The sequence below is a fragment of the Mycobacterium kiyosense genome (assembly GCA_021654635.1).
Lineage (GTDB): Bacteria > Actinomycetota > Actinomycetes > Mycobacteriales > Mycobacteriaceae > Mycobacterium > Mycobacterium kiyosense.
In genome coordinates this window covers 6,312,859-6,335,044 of the sequence record AP025179.1, presented here as the reverse complement: position 1 = coordinate 6,335,044, position 22,186 = coordinate 6,312,859, and the positions used below count along the sequence as shown (strand labels likewise).

The window sequence follows — 22,186 nt, the reverse complement described above, 5'->3', positions numbered from 1 at the left end:
AGTAACCAATCGGCGCACGCCGAGCACTTCAGGAAGCGGCTTGGATGGTGATCTCGGAGATGTCGGCGCGGCTCTTGCCGTCGGTGGTGCCCAGGGTGGAAATCCACACCAGCAGGTTCGACGTCGGTGCGGACGCTTTGACCGCAATCGTGTTGTGGCCGGCTTTGAGCGCGGTGGCCGGGGTCAGCACGGTGGTGTCTTCCAGCCGCGACGGGTTCGGCGACGACGACGAGCGGATCTCCACCTTTGGTGCCGGTGCTGGAGATGTCGATGGTGACCGCGCCGACCACCGTCGGCTTGGGCAGCTGCAGCAGCAGTCCGACGCCGCTCTTGAAGCCGGGGAACGGCACCGGGTCGGTGTAGGTGTCGGTCTGCCAGGAGGTGGCCGGATTGCCGTCGATCGCGTTGGCTGCGTCACCGGGGTTGTCGGCGTCGCCGCCTGGGGAGAAGACGGTGACTTTGGTGGGCTTGACCGTGCTGCCCGACGGTGCGGTGGGGCCGGGTGTCTCCGTTGCCGACGACGGCGGGTTGTTGTTCAAGCCCAGCTGCTCGCCCTTGAGTCCGTTGCCGACGTCGCCGAAGATCTTGCTGACCACCGAGGCGAGCACCACCAGCGCCACCACCAGGACGATCGCGCCCGCACCCAGGCCGATCAGCAGGTTGCGGCGGCGCCGCGAGTAGGTTTCGTCGCCCCGCCCGGTGGACCGGCGCGGCGACGCCGGGGCGGGTGGTTCGGCGATCGGGCTGAGCACCTCGGTGCGATCGGCCACCGCTGTCGCCTGCTGCAGCAGGTTCAAAAGTGTTGAGGCGCTTCGTATTCCGCCGTCTTCCTGAACGGATCGAACGGCGACCGCGGAAATCTGGAACGGGATGTCGCGGTCCACGACGGTCGGTTCGACGGCCTGCCCGTTCGCATCCCGTTCGGCCGGCGCCAATCCGCTGCGTGCCCCGGTCTCCGGCAGCGGCCACCGGTTGACCAGCAGGGCGTACAGCGAGGCGCCGATTCCGCGGATGTCGTCCTGCGGGTTGGCGTCGGGCATGGTCGCCGGGAAGGCCAGCACCACGTCGCCGTCGATGCTGAGGCGAACCCGGCTGGGGTGGTCGATGGACAGCGCGACACCGGCGCGGTGGGCGGCGTCGGCGGCGGCGGCCAGCGACTGCATGGCCCGGATCGCCCCCACCGGGGACGGCGACGTGTCGGCGACCTCCTGCAGAGAGCCGCCGCGGATCCACTCGGCGACCACCAGCCCGCCGGAGCCGGTGTGGACGACGTCGAGTATCCGGGCGATGCCGGGCTTGTCGATGCGGCTCAGCCGCAGCGTGCGGGACAGGATCTCCTGCACGACGTCTTCGGGCAGGGCGCCCCCGGGGTCGACGAAGGTGAGTGCGACCTGCCGGTGCAAAGCGGTGTCCATCGCCTGCCAGAACTGCAGGGGCGGCGTGCCCCCGTGTGAGATCAGCAACCGGTAGCGGCCATTGGCGATGCGGGCGCCGGGAACCAGGTTGGCGTCGTCTGGCGCTGGTTCGGGTCCGCGTTCGCGGGGAGCGTCGAACGGCAGCGCGGCTCGCGCTTCGGCGGCGTCCCCGTTGACCTGCTCGCGCGACGGAGCCCGGTGCGCGGCGGGCGGGATGTCGGGCTGGAAGTCGTCGGCCCGCGGCCGGTCCTGTCCCGCCTGGGCGCTGCGGGGGGACGAGGCGCTGTCCGGTGTGCGGTCGGTCACCTCCGGTCCTTTCGCTAGCCCGGCCCTGGTCGCCGGGGGTTCGCGCCGGATGGGCTCCCGGACCGCGTTATCGCCCGGCAGGGCCGCATTTCTTTGCTCAGGGTACGTGACCGGGGCCCGCCCGGACGAAACCGTCGTGCTGCGCGGGGCCGCCCCCCGATCCGGGGTGCCCAGCCGGCGCCGGATCACGTCGAGGGCCGCGCGTGCCTCGGGGACCTGCGCGCCGAGCAGCACCCCGGCCAGGATCGGCACCATGATCACCGCCAGCACCGCCAGGCGCAGCAGCGACCCGATGCCGCCGTGGGCGGTCAACCGGTCGATCCCCAGCAGCCGGTCGGCGACGTGCGCGATCAGGCCGGCCAGCAGGGAGGCCGCGATGGTCACCAGGATGGTGCGCACCTCGCCGAGGCCGATCAACCGGCCGCCCTTGGGGAGCAGGCTGCGCCGCAGCAGCAGGTGCCCGACCACCGCGCCGGCCAGGAATCCCAGGCCGTTGGCGGTCCCCAGATATCCGGCCACCAGCTGCTTGTTGGACGTCAGATGCGGCGCGGCGATCGAGCCGGCGACCTTGACCGAGGTGATCACCACGATGACCACGATCGGTGTCCACGGTTGTTCGCGGGCGTAGAACACCCGCAACTGCAGCAGCACCAGCGCGTAGGGGATCAGCGTGAACGCGGACAGCGCGATCGCCGCGCCCAGGTATCCGGCGTCGACCTGGCCGAAATGCCCGTAGGCGAACAACGCGCTGCCCATCGCCGGGCCGCCGACGGTCATGAACGCCACCGCGGGGATCAGGGTGATCATGGTCAGTCGGGTGGCCAGCGACAGATCGGCCAGCACCGCCGGGATGTCGTCGGCCGCGGCGTTACGGCTCAGCCGCGGCATCACCACGGTCAGCACCGTCACGCCGATCATCCCGAACGGCAGCATCAGCACCAGCCAGGTGTAGTTGTAGATCGCCGGGCCGGAGGCGGCCGCCGTGCTGGCGATCTGGTTGCCGATCACCAAACCCAGCTGGCTGATCAGCACGTACAGCACCATCGCGGCGGCCATGGTGCCGAAGCGTTTGAGCCGCTCGTCGATGCCCCACAGCGGGCGCAGGCTGATGCGTTCGCGGCCGATCGCCACCAGCAGCACCGCCGTCTGCGCGAACACCCCCAGGGTGGTGCCGATCCCCAGCACCAGCAGCTTGGGATTGCCCATCTGCACCGGATCCACGGACAGCTCGCCCGGCACCGCCAGATAAACGCCCAGGGTCGCAATGGCCACGATGTTGTTGACGACGGGCGCCCAGGCCGGCGGCCCGAACACGTTGCGGGTGTTCAGGATCGCCATGAACACCGAGGACAGGCCGTACACCAGCACCTGCGGCAGCAGCAGGTAGGCGAACGCGGTGGTCAGCGGCTCGTTGACCTCCGGGGTGCGGCCCAGCATCAGCCGCACCAGCAGCGGCGCGGCGGCCACCGACAGCGCGGTGGCCACGATCAGCAGGGCGGTGGCCAGGGTGACCAGCCGGCGCACGAAGGCCGCGCCGCCGTCGGCGTCGTCCTGCTCGGCGCGGGCCAGCACCGGCACGAAGATGGCGGTGAACGTGGCCTCCAGCACCAGCGCGGCCACCAGGTTGGGCAGCTGGTTGGCCACCGAGAACGAACTGGACAGCGCCGCACCCAGGATCGCGGCCAGCAGCACGATCCGGGCGAAGCCGGTGAGCCGGCTGATCAGCGTCGCGAACGCCATCCCCAGGAGCGTTTGACCAGCGCGGCGTCGGACAGTTCGGCGCGGCGCGGGCGGCGCGGGGCGGGGCGGGGCGGCTGGTGCGGGGTCCAGCCGGGCCGCGGCGGTAGGCCCGGTGGTGGCACCGCAGACCTCGGTTGCGACAGCGGCGGCCGCTGCGGCGGCGACTGCGATGGTTGCACCTGCCGGGGTGCGGGGGTCATACGCGATGCTCTTCGTGAACCCGACCGGAGATGGCGCGGGGCTGCTCGGGTGCCCGGCCGTGCCCGGCGGACGGCGGATCGGGGCGGTCGAGGTCGGCGGGGTCGGGCTGGCCGCGGAAGCGGTGCCACAGCCGCCGCCCGGCCAACAACACCAGCACCGCCGCCGCCGTCAGCGTGATCGCGAACAGCACCTTGCCGTACGCGTTGGAATGGACGGACAACCGCACCGGCTCGCCGAGCGCCGTCCCGTCCGGGGTGCGCAGTCCGACGTCGATGGCGACGCGCTGGGTGAAGTTGACCTCGATCGGCACCCGCAGCGGCAGGTATCCCGGCGGCAGTTCGATCTCGCCGACGTCGGAGACCGTCATCCCGGGTGGCGCGTTGACCTGCAGCCGGACCCGGATCGGCACGGCCAGGCCGTTGTGCAGGGCCAGCGGCAACGGGCTGTGCTCGGTGGCCAGGGTGTAGGAGCCGCCGGGGTTGACGATCGTCACCGAGCGGAAGAAGTCGTTGACGGTGGTGCCGACCACGCTCAACCGCTGCTGCGCCAGCCCGTTGCGGGTGTCCGGGGGCACTGCCTGGCTCAGTGCGCGCAGCATGTCCTCGCGAAGCGGCGCGGTGTACTGCGCGCCGGTCAGCCCGGTGCGATCATCGGTCATCAATGCCGTGGTCAGCTTCCACACCCGGCCGACCTGGTCGGTGATCTGGCCGGTGACCTCGTCGGTGAACCGGCCCCGCACCGACGGGTAGGCGCCCGGCGGGCTGGGCAGCTCGGTGTGTGCCGCCGCGTCGGCGATCACCGCGGGCAGCGGGCGCGGCACCGCCAGCCCGGAGTGGATTGTGGTGGCCAGCGCGGTCAGAATCGACTGCGCGTCGTCGCCCTGCAAGGTCCACGACGCCGGCGGCAGCAGGATCTGAGTGCGGGGCGCGGCATCGGGTGCGACCCCGCGCCAGAGCATGGCGCCCAGCGCGTCCTGGCGCCGCGCCGTGGCCGAGTCGTGAGTGACGCGCACCGACAGCGACGAGTCCAGGTAGGTGGGCACGATCGGGTTGGTTCCCGCGCCGGCCAGCGCGGCGCCGATGGCCGGGTCGAACGGGGCGGTCACCACCCGCGTCGACAGCCGGCGGGGCGAGATGTCGGCGCTGCCGGAGGCGGTGTCGGCGTCCTGACCGGGTGCTTCGGCGGCCGCGACCGCGACCGTGCTGTCGTTGGCGTCCAGCAGGGTCACCGCCCGGCTGGTCAGCGGGCCGTCGGAGAGCAGGGCGGTGCCGCGCACCGAGGCGACGTCCAGGATGCGGTCGACGATGTCGCCGGTCGCGGCGGTGGCCGCGGTGTTCAGCCCCGGATCGTTGACCCGCTGCAGGGCGTCCAGGTCGGCCTGGGCGTAGGGCAGCGGCACCACACAGGTGCGGTGTGCCAGCGCGCGTAACCGGTTCAACCAGAGGCCTGCCGCGGCCTGGCCGGTGCCCGGGTGGGTCGGCGTGCCGGGTTGTTGCGCGGGCCCGTCGGGGGAGTTGGAAACCACATAGCCGGCGGTCATCGCGTTCACGGTGACGAGCAGGTCGGGGTCGACGGCCAGGCACAGCGCCCGCCCGACCGCGCCGTCGGGGTCGACGTCACGGCTGGTGGCCAGCTCGGCCGCGGACAGCAGGGTGTCCAGCCGCCCGCCGTTGGCCAGCGAGTTGGCCAGCTCGTCGTCGACCAGCCGCACCGGGATGGTGCCGCCGGGCACCCCGGGCGCCAGCCGGGGCCGGTCGGCCAGCGGCCACAGCATCGTCATCCACACCGGAGTGCGGGTTTCCGGCGCCACAGCCGCGTCGATGCCCGCCGGTTTGTCTGGGGGTACGCCCACCACCGGCAGCAGGAAGCGGGCGTTGTCCAGGCGGGCCGGCGCGCCGTAGTCGGGGGTCCCGTTGACGTTGACCAGCATCGGGTAGATGCCGGGCTGGTCGATGGTCAGCGATTGTTTGGTCAGCGAGCGCAGCGGGGCGGACAGGGTGAACCCGGCTTGCTGTCCGCGCTGCAGTTCGGGGGCGACGGTGAGAAATTCGGCGGCCGGCTCGTACTGGTCGGTGCCGCCGTCCAGCGAGGTCCGCAGCGCGGTGGACGAGGTGACGGCGCCGGCGTGCTCGAGCCGGACCATCACGTCGTGCACCGGTCGGTCGCCGATGTTGGTCACCATTCCGCTGACGGTGACGACGGGGTCGCTGGTGGTGGTGACGACGTCGGGTGTCACCTGGTCGATCCGGACCTGCACGAAGGGTGTGGCGGTGGGTTCGCCGGCGTTCGCGTGCGGCGGACTGCCGGTCAGCATCGTGGCGAAGCCGGCCACGATGCCGATCACTGCGGCGAGGCGGCCCACCTTGGCGTTGGCTTCGGCCCTGGCCGGGGCCCGTCGAAGTCGCGGCCCGGTCACGGCCCCTGCCCGTTACCGTTCTTCCGGGATGCGGAGTCGTGGGCGTGCCGGGTGCGGGAATGGGTCTGCGGGCGGCGGCGCGGCGCGCTCGGCGGCAGCGGCGGCAACGCCTCCTCGCCGTCGCTCTGCAGCTTGTCGATCAGTTCGTCGGCCACCTCGGCCAGTTTGCGTTCGTCGGCGTAGGCCAGCCGCGACGGCAGCTCCTGGATCGGCACCCACGCCACCTCGGCGACCTCCAGGTCTTCGTCGCAGAGCTCCCCACCCAAGAACCGCATCAGGTAATGGTGCACGGTCTTGTGCACCCGTCGGCCGTCGGTGACGAACCAGTAGTCGATGCGTCCCAGTGCGGCCAGGACGCTGCCGCGGATGCCGGTCTCTTCGGCGACTTCGCGGATGGCGGTCTGCTCAGCGGTCTCGCCGAGTTCGATGTGGCCTTTGGGCAGCGACCAGAGCATCCTGCCGCGCCGGTCGACCCGGCCGATCAACGCCGCGACCTGTTCGTCGCGCGGACCGTCGATTCCGTCGATGACCAGTCCGCCGGCCGAGGTCTCGTGCACGGTCCGCATGCGGTCGGGGCTGCGGCGCACCCGGCGTTTGGCGGCGGTGGCCGGGTTGGGGTGGTGGGGGCAGCGGGGGCGGTGGGCGCAGTGTCGGCCGACTGGCCGTTGGGCTTCTGATCCGCCGAACGTCCCGCGCCACGACCGCGACGCCGGCCCCGGCGTCGACGTGGTTTGGCTTGTTCGCCGTCCGACATTCAAGCGATATTAGCTGGCTGGGGCTGGTGTACCGGACGCACTCGCCGTCCGTTGACACCTTTGGTCACTTTAGTCGCGTGCATCGCTTACGCCACAGAACGCCCGCTCGTCGGGGGTCGGCCCGCTCGTGAGCGTCTGGGCGCTCTACCGCCTCGTTGTTCAGGGTGAACCGATGGCGTTGAGTGTGAGCACACGGCGCGGAGCGTGAACGTAGGGCGGGATCCGGGCAATTTTCCCGCCCTGGCTACCCGCGCAACGCCCCAGCTTCACACGCAAGGCCGTCGGTTCACGTTGGGCGCCGCCATTGCACACTCGACGCCCCGCCGCTGCCGTCGCACGTGGGCTGAGTCACCGAAGCATTGCTATTAGGCTCACCGACCGTGGTGGAACCCGTCCAGGATGCTGATCTGCTGACCGCGGCCGCGGTCGCACTGCACCGGTACGCCGGCCTGCTCGGCGAGTTCGGCGCCGCGTTCGCCGCCGCCGGGCACGAGCTGTACCTGGTCGGCGGCTCGGTGCGGGACGCGCTGCTGGGCCGGCTCAGCCCGGACCTGGACTTCACCACCGACGCGCGCCCCGACCAGATCCAGCAGATCGTGCGGCCGCTGGCCGATGCGCTGTGGGACACCGGTATCCAGTACGGCACCGTCGGGGTGGGCAGGGGCGAGCACCGCCTGGAGATCACCACGTTCCGCGCCGACACCTACGACCACGTGTCGCGCCACCCGGACGTGCGGTTCGGGGACCGCCTCGAGGACGACCTGGTGCGCCGCGATTTCACCGTCAACGCGATGGCGGTGCGCGTCACCGCGGCCGGGGCGGGGGAATTCCTGGACCCGCTCGGTGGCCTGGCCGCGCTGCGCGCCAAGGTGCTCGACACTCCGTCGGCCCCGGAGGTGTCCTTCGGCGACGATCCGCTGCGGATGCTGCGCGCCGCCCGGTTCGTCTCCCAGCTCGGCTTCACCGTCGCTCCGCGGGTGTTGACCGCGCTGGAGGCGATGGCGCCGCAGCTGGGGCGGATCAGCGTCGAACGGGTGGCCGTCGAGCTGGACAAGATGCTGCTCGGCGCGCACCCGGTGGCCGGCATCGACCTGCTGGTGCAGTCCGGGATGGGCGCGGTGGTGCTGCCCGAGGTCGGCGGCATGCAGATGGCCATCGACGAGCACCACCAGCACAAAGACGTCTACCAGCACTCGCTGACCGTGCTGCGCCAGGCCATCGAACTCGAGGACGAGGGCCCCGATCTGGTGCTGCGCTGGGCCGCGCTGCTGCACGACATCGGCAAGCCCGCCACCCGCCGCCACGAACCCAACGGCGGGGTGAGCTTCCACCACCACGAGGTGGTCGGCGCCAAGATGGTCCGCAAGCGGATGCGGGCGCTGAAGTACTCCAAGCAGATGGTCGACGACGTGTCCCAGCTGGTGTATCTGCACCTGCGGTTCCACGGCTACGGGGAAGGCAAGTGGACCGACTCCGCGGTGCGCCGCTACGTCACCGACGCCGGACCGCTGCTGCCGCGGCTGCACAAGCTGGTGCGTGCCGACTGCACCACCCGCAACAAGCGCCGGGCCGCGCGGCTGCGCGCGTCCTATGACCGGCTGGAGGAGCGGATCGCCGAACTGGCCGCCCAGGAGGACCTGGACCGGGTGCGTCCGGATCTGGACGGCAACGAGATCATGCGGCTGCTCGACATCCCGGCCGGTCCCCAGGTGGGCCAGGCGTGGAAGTACCTCAAGGAGCTGCGGCTGGATCGGGGGCCGCTGTCCCGCGAGGAGGCCACCGCCGAACTGCTGGCGTGGTGGCAGAACCGGGGCGACTGAAGGTCACCGGAACCCGCCGCGCCGGGTCTGCGTCCAACCGTGCATGGAGTACTGCGTGAGCGGTGCGGACGGCACCGCCTCGATCTGGAATCGTCCGTCCGACCTCGATCTGGACGGCGACGGCACGTTCGACGCCGTCGGGCTGGATCTGGACGGTGACGGACTGCGCGACGACGCGCTGCTGGACCTCGACCATGACGGGACCGCCGACCACGCCGTCCTGGACGTCGACAACGACGGCATCCCGGAGAGCTACTTCGTCGACGACGGGTCCGGGACGTGGACGGTCGCCGTGGACCGGCAGGTGCGGTGGTTCGGCCTTGACGGTGTGGAGCATTCCGGCGGGCCGCTCGTCGACTTCGACGGACAGGGCGAACCGAATGACCGACTGGTCGACAGCGACGGCGACGGACTTGCCGATCAGGTGGTGTGCACCGGTCCCGCAGGAGTCACCGGATACGTCGACACCGACGGTGACGGACGCTGGGATATCCGGCTTTCCGATTCCGACGGCGACGGGTCAGCCGACGGCGCCGCAGCCGTGTGAGTCTGCCGAGAAAAGGCCACCAGCTAATTGTCAGCCCACCCCGGCCGGAAGCGGGGCCGGGGTGACCTCGGCTATCCGGAGTGGGGCGGCCGTCCATCGTTTGACACGCGGAGAATTCTGTTGTCCACTAAACAGCCTGTTCCACCTATGTGCAGTGGTCATGTGGGTGAAGTGACAGTCGGGGGCAAGCTGATCTAGCTTTACGCAGATCCGGCTTCGGCGAAAGCAAATATTCGAGGGAGATTTCAGTATGGCAAACGCAACAGTTGTCACTCCAGAGCTGCTGCGCAGCACCCAGCAGCGGATCGAAACGCGGTTGCAAGAAGCCGCCGCGATCGCCAACCAGTACCTGAGCGGGCACGAGAACATCATCAGCGCCACCGGCTGGGCAGGCGACGCGGGAAACACCTCGCTGAATACTGCCGGTCAGATCCATCACGACCTCCAACAGATCATGACGGGCGGTCAACGGCTCGCGCACGGGTTGGGTCAAGCGGCGGTGCTGATGGAGAACCACGAGGCCGATGCGGCGCACAACCTCAACGGTGTGTTCGGCGGCGGGACCCAAGCGGTCTAGCCCGAATCGCTGTTCACCCATTCCACTGACCACAAGTTAGGAACGTTCATGGCAGATCACATCGTCTACAACCACGGAGCGGTCGTCGGGTTCGCCGGCGAGGTCGGGGCCCAGGCCGCGCAGCCGATGGAAATCCACAGCGACGTCCTCAACCTGACTCAGGCCCTGGGGGACTTCTTTCAAGGCCACGGCGCTACCGCGTTTTTCGACGCGCAGCAGCAGATGCTGCACGGGCTGGAAGATCTGATTCAGACCGTCAGCCGGCACGCCCACACTGTGCACAGCGTCGACGAGATGGCCCAGGCCACCGACGCCCAGATGGGCAACCTCTTCACCTAGCCACTTTGATCGGGCCGGGGCGCATGCGACGCGTGCGCCCCGGGCCTATGTCGAGGAACACCGTGTTAACCACCACCGTCGACGGGCTGTGGGCCCTACAGGTCCTTACCGGCATCGAAACCGTCGCCCCCGAGTTGGGGTTGCGACCGCTGCTGCCCAGTGTGGAACCCAGGAGTCTGGCGCTGCGGCACCCCGTCACCGCAGAGTTGCGCGCCGCCGGGGTTGTCGACGAATCCGGAGCGGTCGACGGCATCGTGCTGGAATGGCTGACGGTGCTGGCGCGCCGAGACATCGGGCTGTTCGTGCAGCTGCGCGGACCCGGCGATGAGGAGCCCGCGCGGGCGCTGCTCGCGCGTTTCGCGCAGTGGTGGGTCGCCCTGGAACGCTCCGCAGACTTGATTCGCATCAGCGCCGCGGGCACCTCCAGCGCGGAGGGATCGGCCGGCAATGTGATCCGTGCACAGATCGAACGGTGGTGCGGCCAGCACGCGCCGGCCACGCTGCGGCCCGTCACACTCGCTGCCGAGGCCCTGCGCGCGGCGTCGGTCAGCCGGTCCGAACTCGACGCGTTCATCGGCAGTCAGGGGCTCGAGTCCGACCAGGTGCGGTTGCTGACGCTGGCCGCCGACCCCAGGCGGTCGGCGCAAGCCTCGATTGTGGCCGTGCAGACCGGAGTGGCCACCGGCAGATCGTTGCGCACGCACGTCGAAGCCGGTGCGGTAACGGTCATCGACACTCCCGAAGGGCGGCTGGTCGCCGAGGACGTCGACTCCGCCGGCCGAAAGTGGATGATCATCGCGCCCGGCACCATCGGCAATATCGCCGGCGCGATCAACCGCATGATGCGGCGCCTGCCCGCCGAACAGGAATGGTTTTCGTACCGCAAAGTTGTGTAGTCGAGAGGTGTAACTCAAAGTGTCGGAAGACGTGTCGTGACGAACTCGTGGAATGCCGGCCCCAATGCCGAGCAGTCGGGGATGACCCAACGGGACGTGCCCGCTGGGCGCTTCGTGCACCAAGAGTCGGTGTCGGGCACACTGCGGATTTCTGACATGGTGGCGCCGCGGAAGATCCCGCCCGGTTCGGGATGGCGAAAGTTCTTGTACAACATCTCGTTTCAGACGATTAACCTCGGTGAGTCACCGGCTGAGCGACACTATCGGGAGCTGCAGGCCCGGATCAGACGCCACATCCGTAAGCAGTACGTGATCGGGGTGGTCTCGGGTAAGGGCGGCGTCGGCAAGACCACGATGACGGCGTGCATCGGAGGTGTGTTCCGAGAATGCCGACCCGACAACGTCGTTGCGATCGACGCCGCTCCCGGATTCGGGACGTTGGCCGGACGCATCGACGAATCCCCGCCGGGCGACTATTCGGCGGTGCTCAACGACACCGACGTGCAAGGTTACGCGGATATCCGAGAACATCTGGGGCAGAACAGCATCGGCCTCGATGTATTGGCGGGTAACCGGGCCTCGGATCAGCCCCGGCCGCTAGTTCCGTCCATGTTCACCGGGGTGCTGTCGCGGCTGCGCCGAACCCACACCGTGATCGTCGTGGACACATCCGACGACATCGAACACCCGGTGATGAAGGCGGTGCTCGATGCCTGCGACGCGCTGGTGTTCGTCTCCGGGCTGACCGCCGACACGTCGCTGCCGGTGACGCGCGCCATCGATCTGCTGCGGTCGATGGGATACCACGAACTGGTGTCGCGCAGCACGGTGATCCTTAACGACAGCCGCGACCAGTACGACGCCGACGCCCTGGCATACCTGACCGAGCGGTTCCAGCAATCCGGTGCAACAGTCGAATTCATGCCCTATGACCCGTATCTCGCCAAGGGCGGCATCATCGATACCCGCCACGAACTGAAAAAGAAATCGCGGCTGCGACTGTTCGAGATCGCGGCGGCGCTGGCCGACAAGTACATTCCGGACGCCGACAGGCCTCGCTAAATGACGTCGCTGGTTGGCAAGGTCTCGTTCCCGGCGCGGTGCGCGGTCGCCGTGGTCTGCGGCGAACACCTGCTCTCGCAGGTGTACCCGGCCTCGGTGCCGATCGAGGTCTTCGTCGACAACGTCGTCGAACTCGTCAACGACGAACTCAGGCGCCGTGGCTTGCCGGGGCTCGAATCCGGCGTCGGATACGAACTCCACAAAGCCAACGGGGTCCGCCTGGACGTCACAAAGACGCTGGACGAACTCGGCGTGGAGGACGGCGCCACCCTCACGCTGGTACCCGCGACCGAGGGGGAGTCGTTCGAGCCGCAATACGAGTCGCTGTCCACCGGTCTGGCACGGGTGGGCAAGAAACTCTTCGAACCCGTCACCGTGCAGACGGCCGCCCATACCGCGCTGGCGATCGTCGCGATGGTCGCCGTCACGATTCTCGGATTAGTGGTGCGGCAGCGGATCTCATCCGACTCGCTGCTGGCTGCGCTGGTTTCCGGCGGGACGGGGCTGGTCCTGGGCAGCACGGCGGTGGCGGTGTGGCGGTGGTGGCCGCGCCGGGTCGACATGCTCGACGGGTTCGGCTGGCTGGCCGTGCCGCTGATCGCGGTCAGCCTGGGCGCTGCCGCGCCCGGCAGGCTCGGGTCGGCCCACGTCTTCATCGCGGTGCTGGCGGTCGGGGTGCTGACGTGCGGCCTCGCGACGGCGACCCGGCGCCATGTCGATGCGGCAGCGGCGGTGGTGACCTGGTGCGCACTTGGGGCGAGTGTGGCCGCGCCGCGGATGTGGTGGCCGATTCCGGCTCAGTGGCTGGGCATGTGCACCCTCGTAGCCCTGCTGCTGGTTCTGACGATGGCCCCGACCATCTCGCTGTGGGCCGCCCGCATCCGGCCGCCGTACTTCGGCTCGATCACCGGGCGCGATCTGTTCCGGCGCGCGGACGGTATGCCGGTCGACGCCGTCTCCCCGGTGAGCGACGGCACGGAGGGTGGCGCGGAGGATGTCAATCCCGACACCACCGCCCGTGGGGCGCAGATCGCCCGGGCGGCGATACGTGCCAACAGTGTGCTGACCGGGATCTGCGTGGGTGCCGCCGCGGCGCTGCCGGCAGCGGTATGGGCCACCTTGATGCCCGGCCGCGACCGTGCCACTGCGGCCGCGGTGCTGTGTGGGCTGTTCGTGGTGATCTTCATCAGCCGGGGCCGGGCCTTCGCCGACAAGCGCCAAGCGGTCGCCTTGGTCTGCGGCGCCGCGGTGGCCACTTGTGCCGGCGTCATCAAATACGTTGTGCACGAACCGGCTTCCCACGGGCAGGCAGTGCTGGGTGCGGCGGTGCTGCTCTCGGCATTCGCCGGCGCGGGACTGTTGGCGGCGCTGTTGGTGCCCGTCACCAGGTTCACCCCGCTGGTGCGGATGGCAGCCGAATGGCTGGAGATCGTGGCCATCATCGCCGCGTTGCCGCTGGCAGCGTGGATTGGCGGGCTGTTCACCTGGGTGCGGATGCGATGAGTTCCATCGGCGGACGGCTGTTGGTGCTGACGCTGGTCACCTTGGCGGTGGCGTTGTCGGCTAACGTGCCTGTGGCGCTGGCGATTCCGCAGCCCACCATCGATCCCGCCCGGGTCCCGCCGGACGGTAGACCGGGGCCGGACCAGCCGATGCGGCAGAGCAACATGTGCGCGCGCACCATCACCATCGCCGATCCCAACGTGGCCGTCACCGCGCCCGGTTTCACCATGCTCAACATCGGCAAGGCCTGGCAGTACTCGACCGGCAACGGGGTACCGGTGGCGATCATCGACACCGGCATCAACCCCAGCCCCCGGCTACGGGTGGTGCCGGGTGGGGACTACATCATGAGCGGTGACGGGCTGATGGACTGCGACGCGCACGGCACCATCGTGGCGTCACTGATAGGTGCTGCGCCGCAAGGCAGTCCGATGCCGGCGCCGATGCCGAGTGCCCCGGCCTTCCCACCGCCGGCCGGCCCGGCACCGGTCGAGTCCGCGGCGCCCCCGCCCGGCGGTGCCCCGCCGCCACCGGCACCCCGCCGCCGCCCACCCCGGTGACGGTCACCGAGACCAAGCCGGCACACCCCCGCCCCCGCCGTCCGACGAACCGTCCAGCGGTCCAGGGGATCCCGGCACCGGGCCCGCCGACGTTCCCGAGGTTCCGGGTCCGGCGCCGGGGCACCCGACGGGGTGGTGGGCGTCGCGCCGCACGCGGTGATCATCTCCATCCGCCAGTCCTCCCGGGCGTTCGAACCGGTGAACCCCGGCCCCGGTGATTCGGAGGTCCGCAAGAAGGCCGGGTCGATCGCATCCCTGGCTACCGCCATCGTGCACGCCGCCAACATGGGCGCAAAGGTGATCAATATCAGTGTGACATCGTGTGTTTCGGCCGCCGATCCGCTGGACCAGGCCGCCATCGGCGCGGCCGTCTGGTATGCGGCCACGGTCAAGGACGCAGTGATCGTCGCCGCCGCCGGCAACGACAGCGAGGACGGCTGCGCACAGAACCCCTCCTTCGACCCGTTGGACGCCTCGGATCCGCGGGACTGGCATCAGGTGAAGACGGTCTCGTCTCCCTCCTGGTTCTCCGATTACGTCTTATCTGTTGGGGCGGTGGACAATACCGGGGCGCCGATCAGCAAAAGCCTCGCCGGGCCGTGGGTGGCTGCCGCCGCGCCGGGCGTGGGCATCATGGGGTTGTCCCCGCAAACCGGTGGCCCGGTCAACGCCTACCCGCCGATTCATCCGGGCGAGAAGAACATGCCCATCTGGGGCACCAGCTTCTCGGCCGCCTATGTCAGCGGTGTCGCCGCGTTGGTGCGCGCCAAGTACCCCACCCTGTCGGCGCACCAGATCATCAATCGGATCCTGCAGACCGCGCACAACCCCGCCGCGCGGCGTGGACAACCAAGTCGGTTACGGCGTCGTCGATCCGGTGGCTGCATTGACCTTCGACGTGCCGGTGGGGGGATCGGCTCGCGCCGGGGGCGCACAGCCGGGTCATCACACCCACCGCGCCGCCGGCACCACCGGATCACCGTGCCCGCAGCGCCGCACTGGTCTTCGCCGGCGTGGTCCTGGCGGTCACCGCCGGTGTGGCCCTGATCGCTCGAGTGCGGCGGGAACGATGACGGCGACCAAGCGGCTGACCATCATCGCCGCTGTGTTCACTGCCTTCCTGACCGGATTGGCGATCGATGGATACCTTTGTGCCACAGCGGTTTCGGCGTTCGTGGCGGCTTTGTGTCTGCTGCGTTGGCGAGGCCGGACGGGCTGGGAATGGCTGCTGTTGTGGGGGCGGCGTCACCGGCCGATCACCTTGGTCGATCCGCTGACGGTTGCCAACGACCGCGCCGGTGGCGGAGTGCGATATCAAGATGGGGTCGCGGTGGCCGCAGTACAACTGCTCGGCAAGCCGCACGTCGCGACCCTGTTCACCGGCTCCACCTCGACTCGGACCGAAAACACCGTCGACATCGCCGCTTTGCGGCCGCTGATGCGGCAGAGCCTGGGCCTTGTGGTCCATTCGCTGAGTGTCGTCACTACCGGTGCCCGACGACGTAGCACCGGGGACTACCCGCGGGTGTACGACACACTGATCGGCACTCCTCCGTACGCCGGGCAGCGCGAGACCTGGGTGATCGTGCGGGTGGCCGCACTGGCCAATGTGGAGGCGCTGCAATGCCGTTCCTCGATCGGCACCGCGACCCTGGCCGTCGCGCAGCGGATCGCCGCGGTGATGCGCCAGCACGGAATCCGGGCCAAGGTGGCGACTGCGACCGACATCGTCGAACTCGAACGGCGGCTGGGACGTTCGGCCCTGGACGCCGCGAATCGCCGGTGGCGCTCAGTGCGTGCCGACGCGGGCTGGCTGACCAGCTACTCCTACCGGCCCGCCGACATCACCACTGCCGCGCTGGCCCAGGCTTGGATGCTGCGGGCTGACGGAATCACGCAGAACATCACGCTTTTCGCAGATGGCGGTGTCGCCGCGACGCTGACGGCCCGAACCGCACAACCACCGACCGCCCCGCCGAGCACGATGTTGCAGACCTTGCCCGGAGAGCAGGCGAACGCCGTAGCGGCCAGCCTGTGTGGCCCGCTACCGGTGTTGCGCGGTGTCGCCCACGGCGTGCTGACCGGTCCCGTCGTGATACCCGTCGGCCCGTCCGGAGTGCTGCTGGGCAAGGTCGGCGCGGGCGATCGGATGTTGTTGCCGCTGGATGATCCGGGGGAGTTCAGCCGCGTGCACATCGCCGCCGAGGATGCACTGGCCAAGCGCATCGTGGTGCGCTTGGCGGGCGCTGGCGAGCGGATCACGGTGCATACCCGAAACCCCGGACGCTGGACCAGTGTTCGCATGCCCGATGTTGCCGTCACCGACGCGGCCAAACCGGTGGCCGGAACCACCGTCAGTGTCGTGGACGGGACCGTGACGCCGTCGCCGCGCCCGAACACCGTGGTCTCGGTCGGCGACCGAGACGCAGCCTACCGGGGTTTCGCCAGCGTCCTGATCACGCAGACCGGGCCGGCGACCGTCGAGGTGTCCGCCGGCGGCCGGACCCATACCGTGGAGATCGAATTGTTTCGCGCCGAGAATCGCTACGTGTCGTCCGAGCCGACCGTCCTGCGCAGTGGCGAACTCGAACCAGTGGATGCGCCATGACCAGCAGCACCAGCACCGCCGCCGCCCGCAAACGCTTCGACCAAGCGATGGCGTTGCTGGACAACGACCTGGCCGGTGCCAGAGCGCGTTTCCGGGAAGCCACCGAGATCGATCCCGCGATGGCCGATGCGTGGCTAGGCCTGATCGCGGCAGGTGACGAGTCCCTGCCGACGGTGCAACAGCTCTACGAATACGGGCCCCGGTTGCATCGGGAGACGAACCGGATCGGGGTGCGGCTGTCGGCACCCGTCAAAGCGGGCCCGTACCTGTCGATCTCGGTGACCGAAGCCTCGCACGCCGGTCTGGCGCTGGCCAGTGCCCTCATCGACGACCGGCAGTATCAGAAAGCCGCAGCGCTGCTGGCGGATTCGGCTCTGCTGGATGCGTGGGAGAACCATCAGTGGCAGCAACATCTCGAGGCGTACCTGATGTTCGCGACGCAACGCTGGCCGGACGTGATCTCGGTCGCGGCGGCGATCTTGCCGCCGCAGGCCATCATCATGTCGGCCGTCACGGCGGCGACCTGTGCGCTGGCCGCGCACGCGGCGGCGCACCTGGGGCAGGCGCGGGTCGCGCTGGAGTGGGCGGATCGCGTCGAGGTGCGGGCCAACCATCCCAGTCCGACGCAGGCTCGCCGGCAACTGACCTCCGCAGCGATCGATGCCGCCGAGTTCCCCTTGATCGCAGCAGATTTGGCCTACGTGCGTGGCATGGCACACCGTCAGCTAGGCGAGGAGCAGCAGGCGCAGGTGTGGTTGTCCCGCGCGACCATCAACGGCGCGCTGATGGAGGCGGCCAAGCAGGCGTTGGCTGATCCGGGCTTGCAACTGGTGATCACCGAAGAGGATGTCATCGCGACCCGGACGGACAAATGGGACGTCAGCACCCAGCGCTCGGCGAAGCAGCGCACCGAAGCCGAGAACGAGGAGCGACGCAACGAGCTGCTGGCAGAGGGGCGCGCGTTACTGGACAACCAGGTCGGGCTGGCCGATGTGAAACGGGCGGTGGCGGAGCTCGAGGATCAGATCGAGGTTCGCGCCCTGCGCCTTGCGGCCGGGCTGCCGGTGGCCAATCAAACCAACCACATGCTGTTGGTGGGACCCCCCGGGACCGGAAAGACCACCACCGCGGCGGCTTTGGGCAAGATCTATGCCGGGCTCGGGATCGTCCGGCACCCCGAGATCGTCGAGGTCAAGCGGGCCGACTTCTGCGGCGAGCACATCGGGGCGTCGGGACCCAAGACCAACGAACTGATCAACCGGTCGCTGGGCCGCATCCTGTTCATGGACGAGTTCTACTCGCTGGTGGAGCGACACCAGGACGGGCGGCCGGACATGATCGGCATGGAGGCGGTCAATCAGTTGCTGGTGGCGCTGGAGGTGCACCGGTTCGACTTCTGCTTCATCGGCGCGGGATACGAGAAGGAAGTCGACGAATTCCTCACCGTGAACCCGGGTTTGGCCGGTCGCTTCAACCGCAAGCTGCGCTTCGAGTCCTACACCCCGGACGAGTTGGTCGAGATTGCGGTGCGCTACGGCGATCCGCGCGCCACGGTGATCGCACCCGAGGCCGCAGCGGCGCTGAACGCGGCGTGCACGGTGCTGGGCGAGTACCACGCCCCGGACGGCACGCACGGCATCGACGTGATGCACAACGGCCGGTTCGCCCGCAATGTGGTGGAACGTGCCGAGCGGCTGCGGGATTCGCGGGTGGCCGCGCAGCACCGCAGCGCGAAGGGCTCGGTGACGGTCGACGACCTACAGACGCTACGCGCCGCCGACGTGATCACCGCCGTGCGCGATGCGTGTGCGGAAAAGCATGTGCCGATAGCGCTTTGATCACCCGGGTATCTTCGCCGCGATCGCGTTGAGCACGTCGACCCCGTGGTTGCCGACGTTCAACCCGTTGACCGCGATGTCGATGATGACGTTGTTGCGAACGGCCATCGTCCGCTGGCAACTGACCGAACTACGCAGCCGGGCAACGAAACTCATCACCAGCGTCCCGCCGGACGTGGTCAGCGGGCCGAAAGTCCAGTCCGACGGTGTCTCGCTGGGGGTGGTGACGGTGAACGTGCGTCCCGAGCACGCCTGCCATTGCCGCTGTTGGGCGGCGAGCACCTGCTGGGCCGCGCTGGCGCTGGGAAAGGCGATGACGGCCTGCTCCACGGCGTTGGGGCCATCGGGGTTGGTCAGCAACTGTAGTTGCGAACCGATCGACCCCGAGCGGCCGAAGGCACCCAGGTCGCCGGGGGAGTACGGGCCGGTGCACTCCTTGTCCGACACGAACTGCGTGTTGTCGGTGAACCCGTGCGACGACGAGTCGGACACCTTCATCGCGGCGACGCCCAGCAGGCCGGCGATCTGCTCGGGCGGCAACAGGAATTGCGGGAGCAGCGACACCGCCGCCGGTGGCGCCATGGTGGGTGTCGCGGACGTGCTGGCCGGTGACGATGTCGGCGCGGCCGAAGAGGGCGGGGCGGCCGAGCGCGGCGCCGGGGAGCGAATGATCATGGTCACCGCCAGGGCCACCGCGGCGACCATCACGGTGAGACCGGCGGCCGCGGCGACGATGCGGCCGCGCCGCCCCGGGTCGGGGGCAGGCAACGGTGGGGGCGGGGCGGGCAACGGTGGGGGCGGGGCGGGCAGCGGTGGCCGCGGCGCCGGATGAGCCACCGGCGCAGCCGGATACAGTGCAGCCGCGGCCGCGGCGGCCAACTGCCGCGCCGAGCCGAAACGCTGCGCGGGGTCCTTGGCCAACGCCGTCGCGATCACCGCATCCAGCTCCGGCGGCAGGCCGGGCACCCGCTCGCCGACCCGCGGCGGCGGCGCGTGCAGATGCGCGGCCACCACCGCGGCAACACCACCGTCCCTGGCGAAAGGCGGTGTCCCACACAGCAATTGAAACAGGCTGCAGCCCAGCGAATACAGGTCGGCACGGGCGTCGACGTGTCCGCCGGCGATCACCTCCGGCGCCGCATACGACAACGTCACCATCCCCGCACCGGTGCCGGTCAATCCCGTCTCACCCAGCGCGCGGGCAATACCGAAGTCCGCCAGCAACACTCGTTCGTCGGGACCAGCCGGACCGGACAGCAGGAAGTTGGCGGGCTTGACGTCGCGGTGCACCACGCCGCGCTGATGCGCGTAGTCCAGCGCTTTGGCGACCTCACCGACGATGTGCACCGCCCGCGCCGGGGTCATGGTGCCGGCCCGCAGCGCGTGCGCGGCGTCGGTGCCGTCGACGAACTGCATCGCGATCCACAGCTGGCCGTGCTCGGTTTGGCCGCGGTCGTAGATCGACACGATGTTCGGATGATCCAGCCGCGCCGCGATATCGGCCTCCCGCAGGAACCGGGCGCGGAACTCCGGGTTGCCGGACAGCGCGACGGGAAGAACCTTGAGCGCGGCATGTCTGGGCAGATTCGGATCGGCGACCAGGTACACCTCGCCCATGCCGCCGGTGCCCAGTACCCGCTCGACCCGGTACCCGGCCACCATGGACCCGGGGCTCAGCATGCTCATCGCACCCGACTTTAGTGCGGGATCTTCGCCAAAATCGCCTCCAGGATGGCGACGCCGTGGTGGTCGGTGCTCATGCTGCAGGCACCGACGTCGACCAGCACGTTGTTGGCCGCGGTCAGCGCGCGCTGGCAACCGACGTAGTGGTGCCCCTCGCGAGCGGTGGTGATCGCCAGGCCGCCGTCCGGGTTGCTCAACGCACCGAAACTCCACCGGTGCGGACTCTCGTTTGGCAGCGTGACGGTGAAGGTGCGCCCCGCGCACGCCGCCCACACCGGATGCTGCGCGGCGAGAGCTTTCTGCGCGGCGTCGGCGCTGGGAAAGACGATGACGGCCTGCTGGACGTCGGCCCCCCCGGCGGGGTTGGTCAGGAACTGGCGTTGCGATCCTTTGGCTTCGGAGTTGTTGTAGGCGGCCAAGTCGGCAGGCTGGTAGGGCCCGACGCAGTCCTGGTCGGAAATGTAGGACGAGGCGTTGGCCCACGAATCGGCGTCGGATTCGACGACTTGCATTGCGGCAGTGCCCATTATGGTTTTGATCTGGTCGGCGGGGAGCAGGAATCCGGGTAGCTCGGAAGCGATCACCGGTGGCACCGGACCATTGGCCGTCGTGGTGGTCGCAGCGCCGCTGGTCACCGATGTGGTCGACGGGGGTGCCGATGCGGGTGGGTGCGACGGCGAGCGCACGGTCAGCACCGCCACCGTAGCGATCACGGCTGTCGCTGCGGCCGCCGCCACTATCGCGGCGGCGATCCGGCCCCGGCGACGGCGCGGGGCAGGCGCAGGCGCCGGCGTCGGCCAACCCGGCGGGGTGGCGCGGGCGGCGCGGCCGGTGCGGGTGTGGCCGCCAGGGTGCGGTCCTGGCCCGGCTGCCACCACGCCGGCGCCGGGGTCGAGTAGTCACTGACCTGGTTGCTCGAGATCGGTTGCCACGGAGCGGTTGTCGAGGTCGACTGTTCGGCAAGGGCGTCCGCGGCGGCTGCCGCCAGCTCCCGCGCCGACGCGAACCGCTGTGCGGGGTCCTTGGCCATCGCGGTGGCGATCACCGCGTCCAGGCGCGGCGGCAACCCCGGCGCCCATTCGGTGACCCGCGGTGGCGGGGCCTGCAGGTGTGCGCCCACCAGCGCGGGCAAGCCCTGGGCCCAACAGAACGGCGCCTTGCCCGTCAGCAACCGGAACAGCGCGCACCCCAGCGAGTACAGGTCCGCGCGACCGTCGAACGGCTGGCCGCTGAGTAATTCCGGTGCCGCGTAGGACAGCGTGGCCACCACCGAACCGGTGACCGTCAACCCGGCATCGCCCAGGGCGCGCGCAATTCCGAAGTCCCCCAACAACACCCGCTCGTCGGGACCCGTCGGTCCGGACAGCAGGAAGTTGGCGGGCTTGACGTCGCGGTGCACCACGCCCTGGCCGTGCGCGTGGTCGAGCGCCTTGGCGACCTCGCCGACGATGTGCACCGCGCGGGCCGGGGTCATCGCACCGGATTCCAGGGCGCGGTCGGCGTCGGTGCCGTCGACGAACTGCATCGCGATCCACAGCTGGCCCTGCTCGGTCTGGCCGCGGTTGTAGATCGAGACGATGTTGGGATGGTCCAGCCGGGCGGCGACGTCGGCCTCGCGCAGGAAGCGGACCCGGAAATCGGGGTCCTGGGACAGTTGCGCGTTGAGGACCTTGAGCGCGTCGAACCGCGGCAGATTCGGATGGGCGGCCTGGTACACCTCGCCCATGCCGCCGGAGCCCAGCAGCCGCTCGATGCGGTATCCCGCCACTACCGTTCCGGGACTCAGCATGGTCTAACCGTCGGCGAGCCGGCGCGCGACAGCGTCCTGGATCACCGCGGTCTGGTTGGTGCCGGCATGGCTGGCGAGCTCACGCACCAGCGCCACAGTGCGGTCACTCTTGATGTTCAAGCCCACGGTAG

The 22,186-nt window shown here is 69.6% G+C and carries 13 protein-coding genes and 4 pseudogenes; 10 read left to right on the top strand and 7 right to left on the bottom strand.

The window, feature by feature from the left end:
• Positions 1 to 28 precede the first annotated feature (28 nt).
• From murJ to L6444_RS29905, 3 genes and pseudogenes are all read right to left on the bottom strand, one after another.
• Positions 29 to 3,661, bottom strand: a pseudogene (gene murJ / locus L6444_RS29915) (murein biosynthesis integral membrane protein MurJ).
• Positions 3,658 to 6,078, bottom strand: coding sequence for a hypothetical protein (locus L6444_RS29910; RefSeq protein ID WP_236979252.1), 2,421 nt, complete (start codon positions 6,076 to 6,078; stop codon positions 3,658 to 3,660). Before L6444_RS29910 ends, murJ begins: the two are co-directional and overlap by 4 nt.
• Positions 6,075 to 6,832, bottom strand: a pseudogene (locus tag L6444_RS29905) (NUDIX hydrolase). The gene L6444_RS29910 and the pseudogene L6444_RS29905 overlap by 4 nt, the downstream one beginning before the upstream one ends.
• Before the next feature lie 381 nt (positions 6,833 to 7,213).
• Between L6444_RS29905 and L6444_RS29900 the strand changes: the two are divergent.
• The 10 genes and pseudogenes from L6444_RS29900 (at position 7,214) to eccA (ending at position 18,583) form a co-directional block, all read left to right on the top strand.
• On the top strand, positions 7,214 to 8,653 hold the full coding sequence (locus L6444_RS29900; RefSeq protein ID WP_236979250.1) for a CCA tRNA nucleotidyltransferase: 1,440 nt from the start codon (positions 7,214 to 7,216) through the stop codon (positions 8,651 to 8,653).
• Between the two features lie 43 nt (positions 8,654 to 8,696).
• Positions 8,697 to 9,200 carry a pullulanase gene (locus tag L6444_RS29895; RefSeq protein WP_236979248.1) on the top strand — a complete coding sequence of 168 codons (504 nt, stop codon included), beginning with the start codon at positions 8,697 to 8,699 and terminating at the stop codon, positions 9,198 to 9,200.
• 250 nt (positions 9,201 to 9,450) lie between these two features.
• Positions 9,451 to 9,777 (top strand): WXG100 family type VII secretion target, encoded by a 327-nt coding sequence (locus L6444_RS29890; protein WP_236979246.1) that lies wholly within the window; start codon positions 9,451 to 9,453, stop codon positions 9,775 to 9,777.
• A 48-nt stretch (positions 9,778 to 9,825) separates the two neighbouring features.
• Entirely contained in the window at positions 9,826 to 10,116 is a 291-nt protein-coding gene (locus tag L6444_RS29885) for a WXG100 family type VII secretion target (RefSeq protein ID WP_236979238.1), read from the top strand.
• Between the two features lie 62 nt (positions 10,117 to 10,178).
• The gene (locus L6444_RS29880) at positions 10,179 to 11,012 is read left to right on the top strand and encodes an ESX secretion-associated protein EspG (RefSeq protein WP_236979223.1); all 834 of its coding nucleotides are present in this window, start codon (positions 10,179 to 10,181) and stop codon (positions 11,010 to 11,012) included.
• Between the two features lie 36 nt (positions 11,013 to 11,048).
• Positions 11,049 to 12,074, top strand: a complete 1,026-nt coding sequence (locus L6444_RS29875) for a MinD/ParA family ATP-binding protein (RefSeq protein WP_370653053.1) — start codon at positions 11,049 to 11,051, stop codon at positions 12,072 to 12,074.
• Entirely contained in the window at positions 12,075 to 13,577 is a 1,503-nt protein-coding gene (gene eccD, locus L6444_RS29870) for a type VII secretion integral membrane protein EccD (protein ID WP_236979221.1), read from the top strand.
• Positions 13,574 to 15,210: pseudogene (mycP, locus tag L6444_RS29865) on the top strand (type VII secretion-associated serine protease mycosin). Before eccD ends, mycP begins: the two are co-directional and overlap by 4 nt.
• Positions 15,207 to 16,745 carry a type VII secretion protein EccE gene (gene eccE / locus L6444_RS29860; RefSeq protein WP_236979219.1) on the top strand — a complete coding sequence of 513 codons (1,539 nt, stop codon included), beginning with the start codon at positions 15,207 to 15,209 and terminating at the stop codon, positions 16,743 to 16,745. Before mycP ends, eccE begins: the two are co-directional and overlap by 4 nt.
• Positions 16,742 to 18,583 carry a type VII secretion AAA-ATPase EccA gene (eccA, locus tag L6444_RS29855; protein ID WP_289624961.1) on the top strand — a complete coding sequence of 614 codons (1,842 nt, stop codon included), beginning with the start codon at positions 16,742 to 16,744 and terminating at the stop codon, positions 18,581 to 18,583. The genes eccE and eccA overlap by 4 nt, the downstream gene beginning before the upstream one ends.
• Here eccA and L6444_RS29850 read toward each other — a convergent pair whose 3' ends face one another.
• The 4 genes and pseudogenes from L6444_RS29850 to L6444_RS29835 all read right to left on the bottom strand — a co-directional run.
• A complete protein-coding gene (locus L6444_RS29850) occupies positions 18,584 to 20,263 on the bottom strand; it encodes a serine/threonine-protein kinase PknH/PknJ (RefSeq protein ID WP_459561293.1) in 1,680 nt (559 codons plus the stop codon).
• 17 nt (positions 20,264 to 20,280) lie between these two features.
• Complete coding sequence (locus tag L6444_RS29845) at positions 20,281 to 20,967, bottom strand: sensor domain-containing protein (protein ID WP_236979215.1); 687 nt, start codon at positions 20,965 to 20,967, stop codon at positions 20,281 to 20,283.
• Between the two features lie 35 nt (positions 20,968 to 21,002).
• Positions 21,003 to 22,055 (bottom strand): serine/threonine-protein kinase, encoded by a 1,053-nt coding sequence (locus tag L6444_RS29840; RefSeq protein ID WP_236979213.1) that lies wholly within the window; start codon positions 22,053 to 22,055, stop codon positions 21,003 to 21,005.
• 9 nt (positions 22,056 to 22,064) lie between these two features.
• A pseudogene (locus tag L6444_RS29835) lies at positions 22,065 to 22,181 on the bottom strand (type II toxin-antitoxin system VapB family antitoxin); the annotation flags it as partial.
• Positions 22,182 to 22,186: the final 5 nt, after the last annotated feature.